The 14,967-nt window shown below is 64.5% G+C and carries 12 protein-coding genes; 3 read left to right on the top strand and 9 right to left on the bottom strand.

From position 1 onward, the window contains the following. Window positions 1-8: 8 nt before the first annotated feature. Complete coding sequence (locus tag N6L27_RS17960) at window positions 9-1,409, top strand: TRAP transporter large permease (protein ID WP_271908731.1); 1,401 nt, start codon at window positions 9-11, stop codon at window positions 1,407-1,409. 54 nt (window positions 1,410-1,463) lie between these two features. On the opposite strand, the gene N6L27_RS17955 is transcribed toward N6L27_RS17960, so the two are convergent. The 4 genes from N6L27_RS17955 to N6L27_RS17940 form a co-directional block, all read right to left on the bottom strand. Further along, entirely contained in the window at window positions 1,464-3,011 is a 1,548-nt protein-coding gene (locus N6L27_RS17955) for a sensor histidine kinase (protein WP_271908730.1), read from the bottom strand. Then, window positions 2,996-3,691 (bottom strand): response regulator transcription factor, encoded by a 696-nt coding sequence (locus N6L27_RS17950; protein WP_271908729.1) that lies wholly within the window; start codon window positions 3,689-3,691, stop codon window positions 2,996-2,998. Before N6L27_RS17950 ends, N6L27_RS17955 begins: the two co-directional genes overlap by 16 nt. 13 nt (window positions 3,692-3,704) lie before the next feature. Next, entirely contained in the window at window positions 3,705-5,231 is a 1,527-nt protein-coding gene (locus N6L27_RS17945; RefSeq protein WP_271908728.1) for a DUF4153 domain-containing protein, read from the bottom strand. Between the two features lie 122 nt (window positions 5,232-5,353). After that, on the bottom strand, window positions 5,354-6,301 hold the full coding sequence (locus tag N6L27_RS17940) for a LysR family transcriptional regulator (RefSeq protein ID WP_271908727.1): 948 nt from the start codon (window positions 6,299-6,301) through the stop codon (window positions 5,354-5,356). Window positions 6,302-6,393: 92 nt separating this feature from the next. Here N6L27_RS17940 and speB point away from each other — a divergent pair, with 92 nt between their 5' ends. Then, window positions 6,394-7,359 carry an agmatinase gene (gene speB / locus N6L27_RS17935; RefSeq protein WP_271908726.1) on the top strand — a complete coding sequence of 322 codons (966 nt, stop codon included), beginning with the start codon at window positions 6,394-6,396 and terminating at the stop codon, window positions 7,357-7,359. A 48-nt stretch (window positions 7,360-7,407) separates the two neighbouring features. On the opposite strand, the gene N6L27_RS17930 is transcribed toward speB, so the two are convergent. The 5 genes from N6L27_RS17930 to N6L27_RS17910 form a co-directional block, all read right to left on the bottom strand. Further along, a complete protein-coding gene (locus N6L27_RS17930; protein ID WP_271908725.1) occupies window positions 7,408-8,079 on the bottom strand; it encodes a TetR/AcrR family transcriptional regulator in 672 nt (223 codons plus the stop codon). 1 nt (window position 8,080) lies between these two features. Further along, window positions 8,081-9,637, bottom strand: a complete 1,557-nt coding sequence (locus N6L27_RS17925) for a trimethylamine methyltransferase family protein (protein ID WP_271908724.1) — start codon at window positions 9,635-9,637, stop codon at window positions 8,081-8,083. Between the two features lie 4 nt (window positions 9,638-9,641). Continuing rightward, window positions 9,642-12,047 carry a GcvT family protein gene (locus N6L27_RS17920; RefSeq protein WP_271908723.1) on the bottom strand — a complete coding sequence of 802 codons (2,406 nt, stop codon included), beginning with the start codon at window positions 12,045-12,047 and terminating at the stop codon, window positions 9,642-9,644. Between the two features lie 138 nt (window positions 12,048-12,185). Continuing rightward, window positions 12,186-13,172: a pyridoxamine 5'-phosphate oxidase family protein gene (locus tag N6L27_RS17915; RefSeq protein ID WP_271908722.1), complete on the bottom strand. Its 987-nt coding sequence runs from the start codon at window positions 13,170-13,172 to the stop codon at window positions 12,186-12,188. A 59-nt stretch (window positions 13,173-13,231) separates the two neighbouring features. Further along, window positions 13,232-13,852 (bottom strand): glutathione S-transferase family protein, encoded by a 621-nt coding sequence (locus N6L27_RS17910; protein ID WP_271908721.1) that lies wholly within the window; start codon window positions 13,850-13,852, stop codon window positions 13,232-13,234. 141 nt (window positions 13,853-13,993) lie between these two features. On the opposite strand from N6L27_RS17910, the gene N6L27_RS17905 reads away from it, so the two are divergent. Further along, on the top strand, window positions 13,994-14,881 hold the full coding sequence (locus N6L27_RS17905; RefSeq protein ID WP_271908720.1) for a LysR family transcriptional regulator: 888 nt from the start codon (window positions 13,994-13,996) through the stop codon (window positions 14,879-14,881). Window positions 14,882-14,967: the final 86 nt, after the last annotated feature.

Genomic DNA, 14,967 nt, shown 5'->3' with positions numbered 1-14,967 from the left:
TTTCTGACATGGAACCGATTGAAATTGGGCTGATCGTCTCAGCCGGACTGCTGGTGATGGTGATCCTGGGCATGCGGGTGGCCTTTGCCGCGGCTGCTGCGGGGATGATCGGCCTGATCTGGATCTTCTGGGCCAAGTTCGGCTATGACCCGGCGCGTTTCGGCAAGGCGCTGACCATCGCCGTGAAGACCGCAGGGCAGGTGCCGCACTCCAAAGTTTCCAGCCAGGCGCTGAGCCTTATTCCGACTTTTATCCTGATCGGCTACCTTGCGTATTACGCGGGCCTGACCAAGGCATTGTTCGAGGCCGCCAAGCGCTGGATGGCCTGGGTGCCGGGCGGTCTGGCGGTCTCCACTGTCTTTGCCACCGCGGGGTTTGCTGCAGTATCCGGCGCCAGCGTGGCGACCTCAGCCGTCTTTGCCCGTATCGCCATCCCGGAGATGCTCAAAATCGGCTATGACAAGCGCTTTGCCGCCGGTGTTGTTGCTGCTGGCGGCACGCTGGCGTCGCTGATCCCGCCCTCGGCGATCCTGGTGATCTACGCCATCATCGTCGAGCAGGACGTGGGAAAGCTGCTGCTGGCAGGCTTCATTCCCGGGGTGTTCTCGGCAGTGATCTATGGCCTGCTGATTGTTGGCATGGCGATGGTGATCAAGGACTTCGGGCCGCGCGTCACCGGTTTCACCTGGCGCCAGCGGTTTGCGGCCCTGCCGCCTGCGCTGCCGATTGTGTTTGTGGTCGTGACCATCATCTTCTTTGTCTATAACCCCTTCGGCGGCGATGCATGGGGCACTCCGACTGAGGGCGGGGCCATCGGGGCGTTTGTGGTGTTCCTGATGGCCCTGCGCCACGGCATGCGCTGGAGGGAACTGAAGGATGCGCTGCTGGAAACCGCCAAGCTGAGCGTGATGATCTTCACCATCATCTGGGGGGTGCTGATCTATGTGCGCTTTCTCGGCTTTGCCGACCTGCCCGGCGCCTTTGCCGATTGGATCACCTCGCTGGAGATGCCGCCCATGCTGATCCTGATCTGCATTCTGCTGGCCTATGCAGTGCTGGGGATGTTCATGGACGCAATCGGTATGCTGCTGCTGACGCTGCCGGTGGTCTACCCGGCGGTGATGGCACTGAATGGCGGCGAGGCGGTCTTGGCCGCGGACAGCACCTTTGGCATGTCCGGCCCGATGTGCGCGATCTGGTTCGGCATCCTGGTGGTCAAGATGGCCGAGTTCTGCCTGATCACCCCGCCGATCGGCCTCAACTGCTTTGTGGTGGCCGGTGTGCGCGATGACCTGAGCGTGCAGGATGTGTTCAAAGGGGTGACCCCGTTCTTCATTGCCGATGCGGTGACCATCGCTCTGCTGGTGGCCTTCCCGGCGATTGTGCTGTGGCTGCCGGGGCAGGTCTGACACGCCTTTGATGCGCTGAACCGGGCCGCCTGATGCAGGGCGGCCCGGCTGATTTCAGCGGAAGGTCAGCCGGAAACAGGCGCCGCTGCTGGAGGGGATGACACTCAGGGTGCCGCCGATGGCCTCTGCCGTTGCCTTGACGATGTTGAGCCCCATGCCGGTGCCGCCGCTGTCCCGCCGGGTGGTGAAGAAGGGCTGCAGGATCTTGTCCGCGTTGCCTTCGCTGATGCCGGGGCCGTCGTCCGTGATTTGAAGACAGGTGGCCGCGCCGTCCTGGCAGGCGGACAGCACGGCCTGCTTGGCGCCGTGCTGTTGCGCGTTTTCCAGCAGATGGGTCAGGATGATCTGAAGGGTGGGTGCCGCAACTGGCAGCGGCAGGGTGCCGTTCTCCGCTGTGACGGCAAGGGCCGGGAAGGCCTGTGAGACTTGCGCATGGATTTCGTTCAGGCAGCAGCTTCCTGCCATCGCGCTCTGATCCGCCAGGCTGAAGGCGCGCATGTTGGCCAGCAGGTCCTCCATCCGCTTGCCGCCCTTGTCCACGGTGTCCAGCAGCCGGTGTTTCTGTGCCGGTGGCAGATCGTCGTCGCGCAGTAGTTCTGCGGCGCCCTTCAAGGCGGTGAGCGGCGACTTCAGCTCATGCGTCACATGGGCGGTGTAGGTCTTCAGCGCGTCCTGCTTGCTTTGCAGGCGGCCGGTCAGCGACTGGAAGCTGCGGCTCAGCTCCTCGATCTCGCGGGTGCCAAGCTGGTCCGGCGGCTCCCATGTCTGGCTGCCGTGGCCCGCCAGATGGCTGCGCTGGATCAGCAGTTGGATCGGGCGGGTAATGAAGCGCCAGAACACATAGCCGATGAGCATGGTGGACAGGACAACAAATCCCGCGGCCTTGGCCAGATTGAAGCGCTCGCCATAGAGAAACCGGAAGATGTGGTTCGGGGTGCGGCTGAGGTAGACCGCGCCGATCAGGGTCTGGTCAGCAAAGACCGGCATCGCCACAAAGACGCGCACGCGTGCGCCGCGGCTGAGAGTATAAAGCGCGGGCGGCGCATCCGCGCGCACGCGGGTGCGCGCAACTGAGACGGTTTCGCCTTTCAGCGCGCCCTGCACCTCCTCCACATGGCCCAGGAAGGTGCCGGTTTCGGCGGTGCCTGCAAAGACGTTGCCGCGGGCGTCCAGGAAGCGGTAGCCGGCCAGCGTCTGCGCCTGCGCGGCATTGGCGATGCGGGTCAGCCGGGTTGCGATTTTGCGGTAGGGAGTGCCCGCAGGACCGGAGAGCGGTTTGGCGTCGGGGCGCGGTGGCAGCACGGTTTCGCGGTTGACGGACAGCGACGGAAACACCGCGTGTTCGCCGGAGACCGGGCGCTCGCGGGGGGGCTTGGTGCCGGCCGCGCCTGCGTAAAGTTCTGCGTAGGCCGCCGACATCACTGCGGCCTGAGTCAGCAGGCTTTCCTCGGTCTGCTGCACCAGCTGGCTGTCATAAAAGCGGAACAGGATCAGCCCGGCGAACGGCAGGCACAGGACCAGTGCCAGCACCAGAAGCACCACCGCCCAGAGCCGGGGCCGCCATTTGCGGGACAGCCTGTTGCGGTTCAGCCTGGCGTGCATGCGCCCATCCTGAGGCCGACGCCGTGCACGGTCACGATCCCCTCGGCGCAGCCCGCTTGGGCCAGCTTGGCGCGGATGTTGCGGATATGGCTGTCGATGGTGCGGTCGGAGACATGGATGTTGTAGCCGTAAAGCGCATCCACCAGCTGTGCCCGCGACAGCACCCGGTCCGGGCGGGCCATCAGCGTGGCCAGCAGCCGGAATTCCGACCCTGTCAGGGCCACCGGCGCGGCGGCGAAGCGGCAGAGGTGGCGGTCCGGGTCCAGCTGCAGGCTGCCCTGCGCCAGCACCGGTTCGGGCGCAGCCGGGGCAGCAGGGGCGCTGCGTTTCAGGATCGCCTTGATCCGGGCCACCAGTTCGCGCGGCGAGAAGGGTTTGGTCAGGTAGTCGTCGGCGCCCAGCTCCAGCCCGACGATGCGGTCGATCTCGTCATCGCGGGCGGTGAGGAACAGGATCGGCACGTCGGAGGATTTGCGGATCTCGCGGCAGACCTCCAGCCCGTCCTTTTCCGGCAGGCCGATGTCCAGCACGATCAGGTCGGGGGTTTCCTCCCTGCTGGCATTCAGCGCGGCGAGGCCGTCGCTGGCAAAGACGGTCTCAAAGCCTGCCTTTTCCACCGCGAAGCCGGTCACCTCAAGGATATCGGGATCGTCATCGACAACAAGAATGCGGGCTGGCATCAAATGGGGTCCTTCAATTCTGCTGCTGATAATAGGCTTGGATCCGCCACCTCCGATAGCCCCATTCGCGCCAGTTGGTGATGGTGTTTTTATAGACGTCATAATGCATCGCGCTGCCGCAGACCTGCTGTCCGGTTTCGGTTTCAAAGGCATGGACAACGGGGTAGGCACCAGCGCCGAGGCTGCAGATGTAGTAAGTGTCCTGTTTCACCAGCGTGCTGCCATGAGTCAGGTTGTAGCGGGCGATGACCCCTGCGAAGTTCACGAAACCGCAGATGTAGAGAGTGCCCAGAAGGGCGGCAAAGCAGCGGCGCAGCAGCCAGGCATTGCCGTGGCCGCGGTGAATCTGGACAACTGTCAGCACCAGCCCCGCCAGCACCAGCCCCATCCAGATGAAGGCGGCCACCCGCAGGTAGGTCAGCGCGTAGGCTTCAACGTAGTGGTGCAGCCGGATGGCCGCCGTCAGCACTAGGAACATGTTCTGTGCCAGCCACAGGTAGACCAGGGCACGCAGGGTTTTGTCGGCGCCGGTCATGCTGCGCGTCACCAGTGTGAACACACCGGCCAGCAGCGCCGTCACCACCAGCGGATAGGAACCGCGGTGGGCGTAAGCGGCATAGCTCATCCCCTCAGGCAGGGAGACGCCGCCGGTCAGAATGCCGAGGTCCATCACTGTTTGAACCAGAAACAGCATATTGAACAGCACCAGCGAATTGCGCACTGATACCGGGTTGATCAAAAAGGCGGCCCTGCTGGGGCCGGCCTTTTGCATGGTGGCGGCAGGCGCGGTGCTGCCCAGCCAAGTCTCGCTGAGGTTGAGGCAGGGCCACAGCAGCGCTGCCATCACGGTCCAGAACAGGAGCCGCAGCCAGAACTCCAGCTCGAACAGGCGGCCCGGGTCCAGCTCTGCCAGAAACTCCTCCAGCACCGGGTTGGCCGAGGCCAGCAGCATCAGGAAAACGGCGCCCATGAGCAGCGGCAGCGCCAGCGCGGCCGCCTGGCGGCGGGCGCCTGCGCTGAGGTCCGAGGCAGGCATGGCGCGGAATGCATCGCGCAGCAGCAGCACGGCGCCAAATGTTGGCAGGCGCAGGGCGGTGCGCAGTGCCAGACGTTCGCTGGCGGCCGGACCGTAGACCGCCCAGGCCGTCAGGCAGATCAGGCCGCCAAAGCTGAACAGGACGGACAGGAACTGCAGCTCAATTGCCGCAGGCAGGTTGCTGAGCAGGGCAAATACAGCGGCGCCTGCCCATTCCCGGGCTGTTGGCCGACGGGGCTTCATCGCCATGACTGCGGCAGAGAGGATCAGCGCAAAGACAGCAACCGAAATGCCTGCCGGCTGGTCCCAGAACAGCCAGTCCGCAACGGCAACCAGCGATGCCAGAAGCGGAATTGCATGGCGCATCCGCAAAGAGGCGTAGAGCGGGCCCCTATCCTTGCGGCGGCGGGGCTGCGCCTGCGGCGGCCCGCCTGCGGCCTCCAGCCACCATGCATCCAGCCTGATGCTGTCGGGCACGCCGTGTATGACCAGTTCCTGCCTCATGTCCTGTCTCCTGCTTGCAATGTTCATTGCCTGCAGTGATGCGGCCTGCGCTTGCATCTTTGGCGGGTAGTCTCCGCAGGTTTCAGGGGGCTTTCGTGCAGATTTCGTGCAGGGCTGCCGGGTCAGCCCGGGCCGGGTGCTGCAGGCGGGGTTTGGCAGCTGCGGCGCACATCTTCGGCGAAAAGGGAGATCGCCCGCCGGTGCATTTGGCCGCGGCGGGTGGCGAGGTGAAATGTTGTGACCCAGCGCAATTCCGGGCCGTTCACCTCCCGGAGCCTGCCGCCGCGGACCCATGCGTCCGCAAAATGCGCAGGCAGCGGGCCAAGGTATTGGCCGGTTGCGATCAGCATCGCCAGGGCTTCCATGTTGGCGGCGGAGGCTGCGGGTTCACCGGCGGCAAGACCCGCAAGCGGCAGCCGGTCATAGGACCGCTGGCAGAGCGGGTACTGCGCAATATCCTGCGGGGCGGACTCCTGACCCTGAAGGGTGAACAACGGATGCCCGGCACCGCAATACAGCCGGTGCTCCTCCTGGCACAGGTCCTCATATTCCAGATCGGCGATCTGGTTGCGGAAGGGGGCGATGGCGACATGCAGCGCGCCGGTGATCAGCTGCTGCGTCAGTTCAGCCGGGGAGGCCACGGTAATATCGAGCTGTACGTCGTTCGGCCGCGCCCCGAAACGCTGCAGCGCCTGTGTCAGGTTGAGGCCGGGCAGGCTGCTTACGGCGTCCGCCACACCAATGCGCAAATCGCCGGTCACGGTGCCGCGCAGCTCCATCAGCCCGGCGTCGAAATCGCGGGCGCTGCGCAGCATGCTGCGGGCCCTGCGGTAGACGGTCTCGCCCCGTTCTGTCAGGCGGAAACCGCCGCGCCCGCGGTCGCACAGGCGGTAGCCCAATGAGGCCTCCAGATCGCGGATGCGGATGCTGATCGCGGATTGGGTGATGCCAAGCGCGTATTGCGCCTCGGAGAAGCCGCCGCAGTCGGCAACGGTGACAAAGGTTTCCAGCAATGCGTTGCGCAGCAGTTTCATCGGGTGCTCTGTCTTTTGCAGGTGATCGAGATACATGAAATCACTTTATGTATGGATAAGCAGCAAGATATTTTTTCATGAGAACAGCTGTGATCAACTGCGTTGAAACCTTGCAGCAGGAGACGCAAATGTCCGGACATGGATATGAAACTGGCCGCCTGAACCTGCCGTTCACTGGCATCGCGACCTTTGGCAAGAAACCCTATGTTGCGGATTGGGACAGCATCGACGCGGATGTTGCGGTCCTTGGCGCGCCCTATGATTTCGGCTGCCAGTACCGGTCCGGCGCTCGGTTCGGCCCGCGCGCGGTGCGCGAGGCGTCCACCCTGTTCAGCTTTGGCCATGCCGGCGCCTATGACCACGAGGATGATGCCACCTATCTGGGGGAGGATGTGCGGATCGTCGATCTGGGGGATGCCGACATCGTCCACACCATGACCGGGGAAAGCCACGCCAATATCGAATACGGGGTGCGGAAGATCCTGCAGGCAGGCGCGTTGCCGGTGGTGATCGGCGGCGATCATTCCATCAACATCCCCTGTATACGCGCCTTTGGGGAGGACTGCGCCAGGAACGGCCCGATCCATGTGGTGCAGATCGACGCGCATCTGGATTTCGTTGATGAGCGCCATGGCGTCACCGAGGGCCACGGCAACCCGATGCGCCGCGCGATCGAGAAGGATTATGTCAGCGGCATGACCCAGCTGGGTATCCGCAATGTCTCCTCCACGGCGCGGGAAGGCTACGAGGACGCCCGCGCGCGCGGCTCCGACATCCTGTCGGTGCGGCAGGTGCGCAAGCTGGGCACTGAGGCGGTGCTGGACCGTATCCCCAAGGGCGCGCGGTATTATGTGACCATTGATATCGACGCTTTCTGCCCTTCAATCGCGCCGGGCACAGGCACGCCGAGTCATGGCGGCTTTCTTTATTACGACGTGCTGGAAATCCTGCAGGGGCTGGCGCAGCGCGGCGATGTGGCTGGCATCGACCTGGTGGAGGTGGCCCCGGCCTATGACCCGTCCGAAAGCACCCAGATTTTGGCGGCGCAGCTGTTGCTCAATTTCCTTGGCTTCATCTTTCACAAGCGGGGCTGAACCAGGCTCCGCTGCTTCTTTCTGATTGGAAAAACCCCGGGGAGCGCCTCAGGGGACCATCTTGCCTTCGGCAAATTTCCGGGCGGCGGCCACGGCCTCCGGGTCCGGGGTAACTCCGGTGAAGCCCAGCAGATAACCTTCCAGCCGGGCGGTTCGGGCCTGCATCGGCTCGCGCACTTCCAGCGCGTGGTAGCCGCACTGCATGAAATAGAGGATACGGGCGCGGGCCTCGGCCTCGTATGCAGAGTAGCCGTGGCGTTCGAACATCGCCGTTACCGCGGCCAGGCGCTGTGCATCTGCCGCATCGATGCGGTTGCGCACCTTGCCGTCGCGGCGGGACCATTCGCGGACTGCGAAGTCGAGGCTGGCATCAAACAGGTCCGGGTCGACAAAGCAGCGGAAGAAGTTGCAGACCGCCCAGGAGATATTGGCGGCGGGCAATTCGCAGTGGTCGAGGATGGGTGCGGTATTGCGCGTCTCCCAATCGTCCAGCAGCGCCTCCAGCAGGTGTTTGCGGCTTTTGAAGTACCAGTAGAAGCTGGAGCGCGAGACGCCGAGCCGTTCGCCGATTGCCAGCACCTTGACCCCGGCCACCCCTTCGCTGACCAGAAGGTCGCGCGCCACGTTCAGCCAGTCCTCCGGGGTGACCTTCACATGGCCGCTGAGGGGTTCCTTGTCGGGGTTGTCCCGGTGCAGCACCGGGGCGGCGCGTCTGGCCATGTCAGTTCTCCGGCGGGGCGCCGCCTTCTGCGGTGCGCTTGGCGATGAAGGCTTGAAGCGCTTCAACGCGGGTTTCATCCGTTGCGAGCCGGGTATCACGGGCCAGGATGTCCTTCCAGACCCGGGTGGCGCGCTGGCTGGCGTCCATGCTGCCGCGTTCGGTCCAGGTGCCGAAATTGGCATAGTCATGAACCACGGGCTCATAAAATTCGGTGCTGTAGCGGTCCATCGTCTGAGGCGCGGCAAAGAAATGCCCCTGCGGCTCCACCTGTGTCAGCGCGGTTGCATAGCCGATTTCGTCCGTTCCGGCCTGGGCGCCAGCGCAAAGCTCGGCAATCATGTTCAGCACTTCGGCGTCGGTGATCAGTTTCTCGTAAGAAACCGACAGCCCGCCCTCCAGCCAGCCGGCTGAGTGGATGATCACGGTGGCGCCCGCCATCAGGCAGCCCCAGAGCCCCATCTGGTTTTCATTGGCCGCCTGCACATCGTTGCAGTTTGACGCGGACCCCGCGGCAGAGCGCCACGGCAGGCCGAGGTGCCGCGCCAGCTGGCCTGCGGCCAGCGAAGCCTGGAAATGCGCGGGCGTGCCGAAGGCTGGTGCGCCGGACTTCATGTCCACGTTGGAGGTAAAGGTGCCATAGCACACCGGCGCGCCGGGGTTTGCCAGCTGGGTCAGGGTCAGGGCGGCCAGCACCTCTGCATGGCTGAGGGTGATGGAGCCCGCGACGGTGATCGGCGCCATTGCCCCCATCAGCGTGAACGGCGTGATGATTGAGACCTGGCCGTGGCGGGCAAAGTCGATGAGGCCCTGCGCCATCGGAATGTCCAGCGTGCGGGGGCTGTTGGTGTTGATGATTGTGTAGCAGCGCGGCTCTGCCCGGAATTCCGCATCCGACAACCCGCGGAAGTCGCGGATCATTTCAAAGCAGTCCATCACCTGAGGCGTCCCGCGCGAGTAGATGAAAGGGAACTTGTCGGTCCGGGTCATCTGCGCCTCGGTGGTGAAGTAATGGCGCAGATGGATGGGGACGTCCTGCGGCTCCACCTGGGGCGAGATCATGTGGAAGACGTCAAAATGGTGGGTGAGCTGCAGGTATTCCAGATAATCCCGGGCTGAGCCGGGGCGGCGCCCGCGTTCCAGATCGGTGGCGTTGGGTGCACCTGCACCCGCCTGGAACACCAGACTGCCCAGTTCCAGCGTGATGTCGCGCTCACGGTTGCCCGCCCGGCAGGTGATGGAGCGGGGGGCAGTGGCCAGTGCCGCCTCCACCATGTCGCGGCCGATGTAGACCATTTCGGTACCTTCATCGACGCGGGCGCCGCCCTTGGCGTAGATCCGGCGCGCCTCCGGCTGCAGCACCTTCATGCCCAGCTCTTCAAGCATCATCAGCGCGGTTTCATGTATGTCCGCAATCTGATGCGCCGGGAAGACTTCCATCACCGGGAAGGGGTTTTTCAGCTGGCGGTAGTTCGTGGTGCGCTGCGGGGCCGGGGCGGCGTCGCCCCCGCGCCCCCGCCGCCGGCGGCCGCGTGGATTGCCTTCGTTTTCAAAGGTCATTGGATCAGCCTCTCATCGCTTTGCCGGAGGGGTCGTAGGGGGAGGGCGCAATCACGCGCGCAGGGCGTTCCTGGCCGACGATATGCACGGTCAGTTCCGTGCCTTCGGCGGCGGCGTCGCGGTCCACCATCGCCATGGCGAGCGATTTGCCCGTTGTGTGGCCGTAGCCGCCGGAGGTGACAAATCCGACGCGGGTTTCGCCCTGCCAGACCGGTTCGTAGCCGCTTGCATCGGCGTCCGTGGCCTTCACTTCCAAGGTCACAACAACCTGCGCCGGGCCGCGCACGTCGCGTTCCTTGAGCGCGGCGCCGCGGCCGATGAAGTCCTTGTCCCAGTCGATCCAGCGGTCCATGCCGGTTTGTGCTGCGGTGTAGCCTTGGGTGAATTCAGCGCTCCAGATGCCGAAGCTTTTTTCCAGCCGCAGGCTGAGGAGCGCGTTGAAGCCGATTTCGCGGATGCCGAGGTCTGCACCGGCCTCCAGCAGGGTTTCGCGCAGCGTGATGTGCTCGGCGGCGGAGCAGTGGAGTTCAAAGCCCAGCTCACCCGCAACAGAGAGGCGCCCCGCCTTGAGGCGCAGCATGCCGATGTCGAAGGTGCCGCAGCCCATGAAGGGCAGGTCAGCGATGGGGCCATCCGTCAGCTTTTCCAATACCTCGCGGCTGTTCGGTCCGGAGAGGCTGAAGCCGGTGACGGCATCGGTCACGTCGCGCACCGCGACGCCGTCGCCCATGTGGTCCTGGAACCAGCGCATGTGCCATTCGCGCAGGTAGTAGCTGCCCATGATCCACCAGCTGCCGTTCCCCCAGTTAAAGACGGTGAGGTCGCCCTTGAGGCGGCCCTCGGGCGACAGCATCGGCGCCAGTTTGGCGCGGCCCGGCGCGGGGAGTTTGGAGGCCATCAGTCGGTCAAGCCAGGCCTCGGCCCCTGTGCCCGTCACCTCGAACCGCGAGAAGGCGGAGATATCCAGGAGGCCCACGGCCTCGCGCACTGCCTTGCATTCCTCTGCGACGATGCCAAAGGCGTTGGACCGCTTCAGGGTCGGGGTTTCGGTGAAGTCTTCTGAGGGCGCAAAGTAGAGCGGGATTTCCAGCCCGTAGCTGGCGCCCCAGCGGCAGCCTGCGGCACTCATGCCGTCATAGGCGGGGGCCTTTTTCAGCGGACGGCCTGCGGGCAGCTGCTCGTTCGGGTAGGTCATAACGAAGCGGCGGGTGTAGAACTGGCCCGTGGTTTCCCTGATGAAGCGCTTGTTCTGGGCGTAGTCGCCGAAACGCGCCACATCCATGCCGAAGACATCCGCCTCCGGCTCGCCGTGGATCATCCATTCGGCCAGCGACTTGCCGACGCCGCCGCCCTGCAGGAAACCGGCCATCACACCGCAGGCGCACCAGTAGCCGGGCTTGCCGCGCACCGGGCCGACCAGCGGGTTGCCGTCCGGAGCAAAGGTGAAGGCGCCGTTGACCCAGGTCTTGACGCCGGTGGTTTGCAGCGCAGGGTAGCGTTCGAACCCCAGCGTCAATTCGCGCTCGATGCGGTCGGGGTCTTCCTGCTGCAGTTCGAAGCCATATTCCCAGGGCGCGCCGTCCATCATCCAGTGCTGGTGGTCGATCTCGTAGATGCCCAGAAGAATGCCCTTCTGGTCCTGGCGCATATAGGTGAAGCCTTCGAGGTCGACCGTCATTGGCACTTCGAAATCGAGCTGTTCCAGCTCCGGGATGGTGTCGGAAATCAGATAGTGGTGGTTAAGCGGCGAAACCGGAAGGTCGATCCCCGCCATGCGGCCCACCTGCTTGGCCCAGAGGCCCGCGGCGTTGACCACATGCTCGGCATGGATGGTGCCCTTTTCGGTCACCACCTGCCAGCCGCCCTCCACCTGGTGCAGCTCCAGCACCCGGTTGTGCTCAATCACCTCGGCGCCGCGTTTCTTGGCAGCCCCGGCATAGGCGTGCACGGTTCCGGTGGTGTCGACATAACCCTCGCGGTCGGCCCACATGCCGCCGAGGATGCCCTCTGTGGACATGATCGGACACAGCTCGCCTGCTTCCTGCGGGGTGATCAGGCGGCAGTCGTCGATGCCGATCGACTGAAATGTGCGGTAGGCCGATTGCAGCCATTCCCAGCGGTCCGGGGTACCCGCCAGCGTCATGCCGCCGGTCATATGCATGCCGACAGATTGGCCGGATTCCTGTTCGATCTCGGACAGGAGGTCGATGGTATAGGCCTGCAAGCTGGCAATGTTGGGGTCCGCATTCAATGCGTGAAAGCCGCCTGCCGCGTGCCAGCTGGACCCTGCGGTCAGCACCGAGCGTTCGATCAGGCAGACATCGGTCCAGCCGAATTTCGCCAGGTGGTAAAGTACGGAGGCGCCGACAACGCCGCCCCCGATGACAACGGCACGATAATGCGACTTCATGGCCTTGCTCCCTGTCTGCCGCCACAGGACAGGCGGGAAGCTTCCCCGAATCTGACCTTTGGACATTTCTGTCCAATTCATCGGCGATCCTGGACAGACTTGTCCAGAGAAATTTGCGGGAGCTTACCGCAGGCAGCGTTACGGGCCGGGTGCTGGGGTGCGGGCCTCGGCTTCTGCCCAGGTGCCCGTGCGCAGGGTTTGCGGGGCAAACGCGCCGGGTCCGGTCCGCCAGGGCAGGGCAGCCTCCAGCCACAGGCCTTTGTGCAGGGTGACCTGCCAGCCGCGCTGCGCACCTTCAAAGCCTGCCAGCTCCGGGTGGTCCTCCGCCAGCAACTCCACCGTGCCTGTCAGCAGCAGAAGGCTGCCGGTCTCGAAGTCCGGGAAGGCCAGGCCTGCGCGCGGGTTCAGCAGGAAATTCCCCAGCGTATTGAAGTGGTTGTTGCCGCGAAAATCCGGGATGGTGAGGGTATTGCCCGCGACCCGGACAAAACCGGGCCGCCCGCCGCGGTGAGAAACATCGACGCCCTCGCGTTCAGGGGCTGCGGCAGCGGGAATATGGCTGGCGACAAAGAAGGTGTCGGCTTGTGCGATCCGCGCGCTGTGTTCCGGCAGCAGCCTGGTAAAGGTCTGCGGGGCTGCTGGAGACACGTCATTGGCCGGGGTCAGATCACGCTCCTGAATATACTGTGGGCAATTGCCAAAGGACTGGTCCACCCGCACGTTGAAACCGTTGCGGCCTGCTGAAGTGACCCGCCCGTTCAGCCGGTTGCGGCGGCGGCTGTGCAGTTCGATCCCCAGCAGCCCCAGCGGTGCGCCTTCGCGGATGGCGGCCTGGACGGGGTCTTCAGCGGTTCTGTTCAGCGTGACCTGCAGGTGTTCCGGGTCCGGCGATACGGCAAAGCCGGGCGCACCGCTCAGCAGGCTGGCCCAGGGCCAGCCGTCCGCGTCCACGGCACCGGCAACGAGGAACGGCAGCTGGGCAAAGAACTCCCGGTGCTGGTCTGGCATGAAGGGGCGGATCATCCGGCGGCCCAGCTTCTCTGCCATCTCGCGCTTACCTGCGCGGCGCTGCATTTCCTGTTCGCCCGCGTGAAAGGGCGAGGGGCTGTCTGCGTCATGGGGCATGGGAACCTCCTTTAGCTGAAGCGTTGCGGCGGCGGCCCGGTGGACCGCCGCCAGCGGGATCAGGCAGCCAGCCCGACCTTGGTTGCGGGCATCGGCTTGAAGCCTTTCAAGCTTTCGATATTCGCCAGCAAGGCGCGGACGTTGGGATAGGGCTCCAGTGAGATGCCGCCTTCAGGTGCGTGGGCGATGTAGGAGTATGCGGCCACGTCGGCGATGGTGGGAGTATCCCCGACCAGGAAGCTGCGGCCCTCCATATGGGCGTTGATCTTGCCCAGCACCCGGGCTGCAACGGTGGCGCAGAACTCAGCATCCAGCGGCGCGTTGAAGACGGTGATCAGCCGCGCCGCAGCCGGGCCAAAGGCGATCTCGCCCGCGGCCAGGGTCAGGAATTTCTGCACCTCGGCCTCTTGCACCGGATCAGACGGCAGCCAGGACGGCGCATATTTACGGGCGAGGTAGACCAGGATGGCGTTGGAATCGCTGATGACTGCCTCACCGTCCTCAATCACCGGCACTTGGCCTGCGGGGTTCAGCGCCAGGAAGGGCGGCTGTTTGTGTTCGCCGCCGGCGAGGTCGACGTTCACCACCTCATGGGCGATGCCGGTGAGGCTGGCGAACAGCTCCACCCGGTGGGCGTGGCCGGAGAGGGGGAAGCTGTGGATGCGGATCTGATGTGCCATGTCTGGGGTCCTTTGCTGCGGCAGGGGCCGCTGGTTTCTGAAGACACCCGGTAGATACATCCCGCCAGTCATGGCGATAATATTCCAATTCATAGAATAATTATGTACGATACGTTCACAACTAAAGCTGGAGGCCCTGGGATGGACAAGCTGGACTGCATGCGGGCCTTTGCCGCCGTGGCGGCGCAAAGCTCCTTCACCTCCGGCGCCCGGCAGTTGGGGATCAGCACCAAGCTGGCCAGCAAATATGTCGCCCGGCTGGAGGAACAGCTGGGGGCGCAGCTCTTGAACCGTACCACCCGCAAAGTGACGCTGACAGATACGGGCCGCGCCTATCTGGAGCGCTGCCTGCCGCTGCTGGATCAGTTCGATGAGCTGGAGGACCTGGTGCAGCTGCGCCAGCAGGAATTGGCAGGCCCCATCCGCATCACCGCGCCCACTGGGTTCGGCAGCCGTGAACTGGTGGAGGCGCTGCAGCCGTTCCAGCAGGCGCATCCCAAGGTTATGGTGGAGTTGGTTCTGTCCGACCGCCACTTGCCAATGCTGGAGGAGGGTGTGGATCTGGCGGTGCGCTTTGGTGCCCTGAAGGATTCGACGCTGGTGGCCCGCAAGCTGTGCAGCATGCGGCTGGTGGTGGTGGCGTCGCCGGAGTATCTGGCGGCAGAAGGCGAACCGGTGGAACCAGAGGCGCTGGCGACCCACAACTGCCTGCTGCAGATGACATCTCCGCAACCGGACGCCTGGGTCTTTGGCAAAGGCGCTGCGCAAAGGACCGTCACCGTTGGCGGCAGCTTCCGGGCCAATTCACCCCGGGCGGTGGCGCATATGGCGGCGAGCGGTCTCGGCATTGCCCGCTGCCCGCATTACACTGCGCTGCCGTTTCTGCGCGACGGCAGGCTGCAAGTGCTTTTCGAACAACAGGAAACAGACCCAACAACGCTGTTTGCCGTCTATCCTTCCAGCCGTCATCTGACGGTGCGGATCCGGGCGCTGATTGATCATCTGGCGGGTTGTTTCGGGCCCGGTTGACCGGTGCCGCCTGCACAGGGCTTGCAGTACCGTTTCATCTTTCCCGAAATACTCCGGGGAGCGCGAGGGGTTGGCCCCTCGCACGT

It is taken from the genome of Leisingera sp. SS27 (assembly GCF_028368855.1).
In the GTDB taxonomy this organism is placed as follows: domain Bacteria; phylum Pseudomonadota; class Alphaproteobacteria; order Rhodobacterales; family Rhodobacteraceae; genus Leisingera.
The sequence above is the reverse complement of the archived record's forward strand: the minus strand, read 5'-3'. Positions and strand labels throughout refer to the sequence as shown.

Coding starts and splice junctions, on each gene's coding strand:
- N6L27_RS17960 (WP_271908731.1), top strand. CDS start 9: ATGGAACCGATTGAAATTGGGCTGATCGTCTCAGCCGGACTGCTGGTG.
- N6L27_RS17955 (WP_271908730.1), bottom strand. CDS start 3,011: ATGCACGCCAGGCTGAACCGCAACAGGCTGTCCCGCAAATGGCGGCCC.
- N6L27_RS17950 (WP_271908729.1), bottom strand. CDS start 3,691: ATGCCAGCCCGCATTCTTGTTGTCGATGACGATCCCGATATCCTTGAG.
- N6L27_RS17945 (WP_271908728.1), bottom strand. CDS start 5,231: ATGAGGCAGGAACTGGTCATACACGGCGTGCCCGACAGCATCAGGCTG.
- N6L27_RS17940 (WP_271908727.1), bottom strand. CDS start 6,301: ATGTATCTCGATCACCTGCAAAAGACAGAGCACCCGATGAAACTGCTG.
- speB (WP_271908726.1), top strand. CDS start 6,394: ATGTCCGGACATGGATATGAAACTGGCCGCCTGAACCTGCCGTTCACT.
- N6L27_RS17930 (WP_271908725.1), bottom strand. CDS start 8,079: ATGGCCAGACGCGCCGCCCCGGTGCTGCACCGGGACAACCCCGACAAG.
- N6L27_RS17925 (WP_271908724.1), bottom strand. CDS start 9,637: ATGACCTTTGAAAACGAAGGCAATCCACGCGGCCGCCGGCGGCGGGGG.
- N6L27_RS17920 (WP_271908723.1), bottom strand. CDS start 12,047: ATGAAGTCGCATTATCGTGCCGTTGTCATCGGGGGCGGCGTTGTCGGC.
- N6L27_RS17915 (WP_271908722.1), bottom strand. CDS start 13,172: ATGCCCCATGACGCAGACAGCCCCTCGCCCTTTCACGCGGGCGAACAG.
- N6L27_RS17910 (WP_271908721.1), bottom strand. CDS start 13,852: ATGGCACATCAGATCCGCATCCACAGCTTCCCCCTCTCCGGCCACGCC.
- N6L27_RS17905 (WP_271908720.1), top strand. CDS start 13,994: ATGGACAAGCTGGACTGCATGCGGGCCTTTGCCGCCGTGGCGGCGCAA.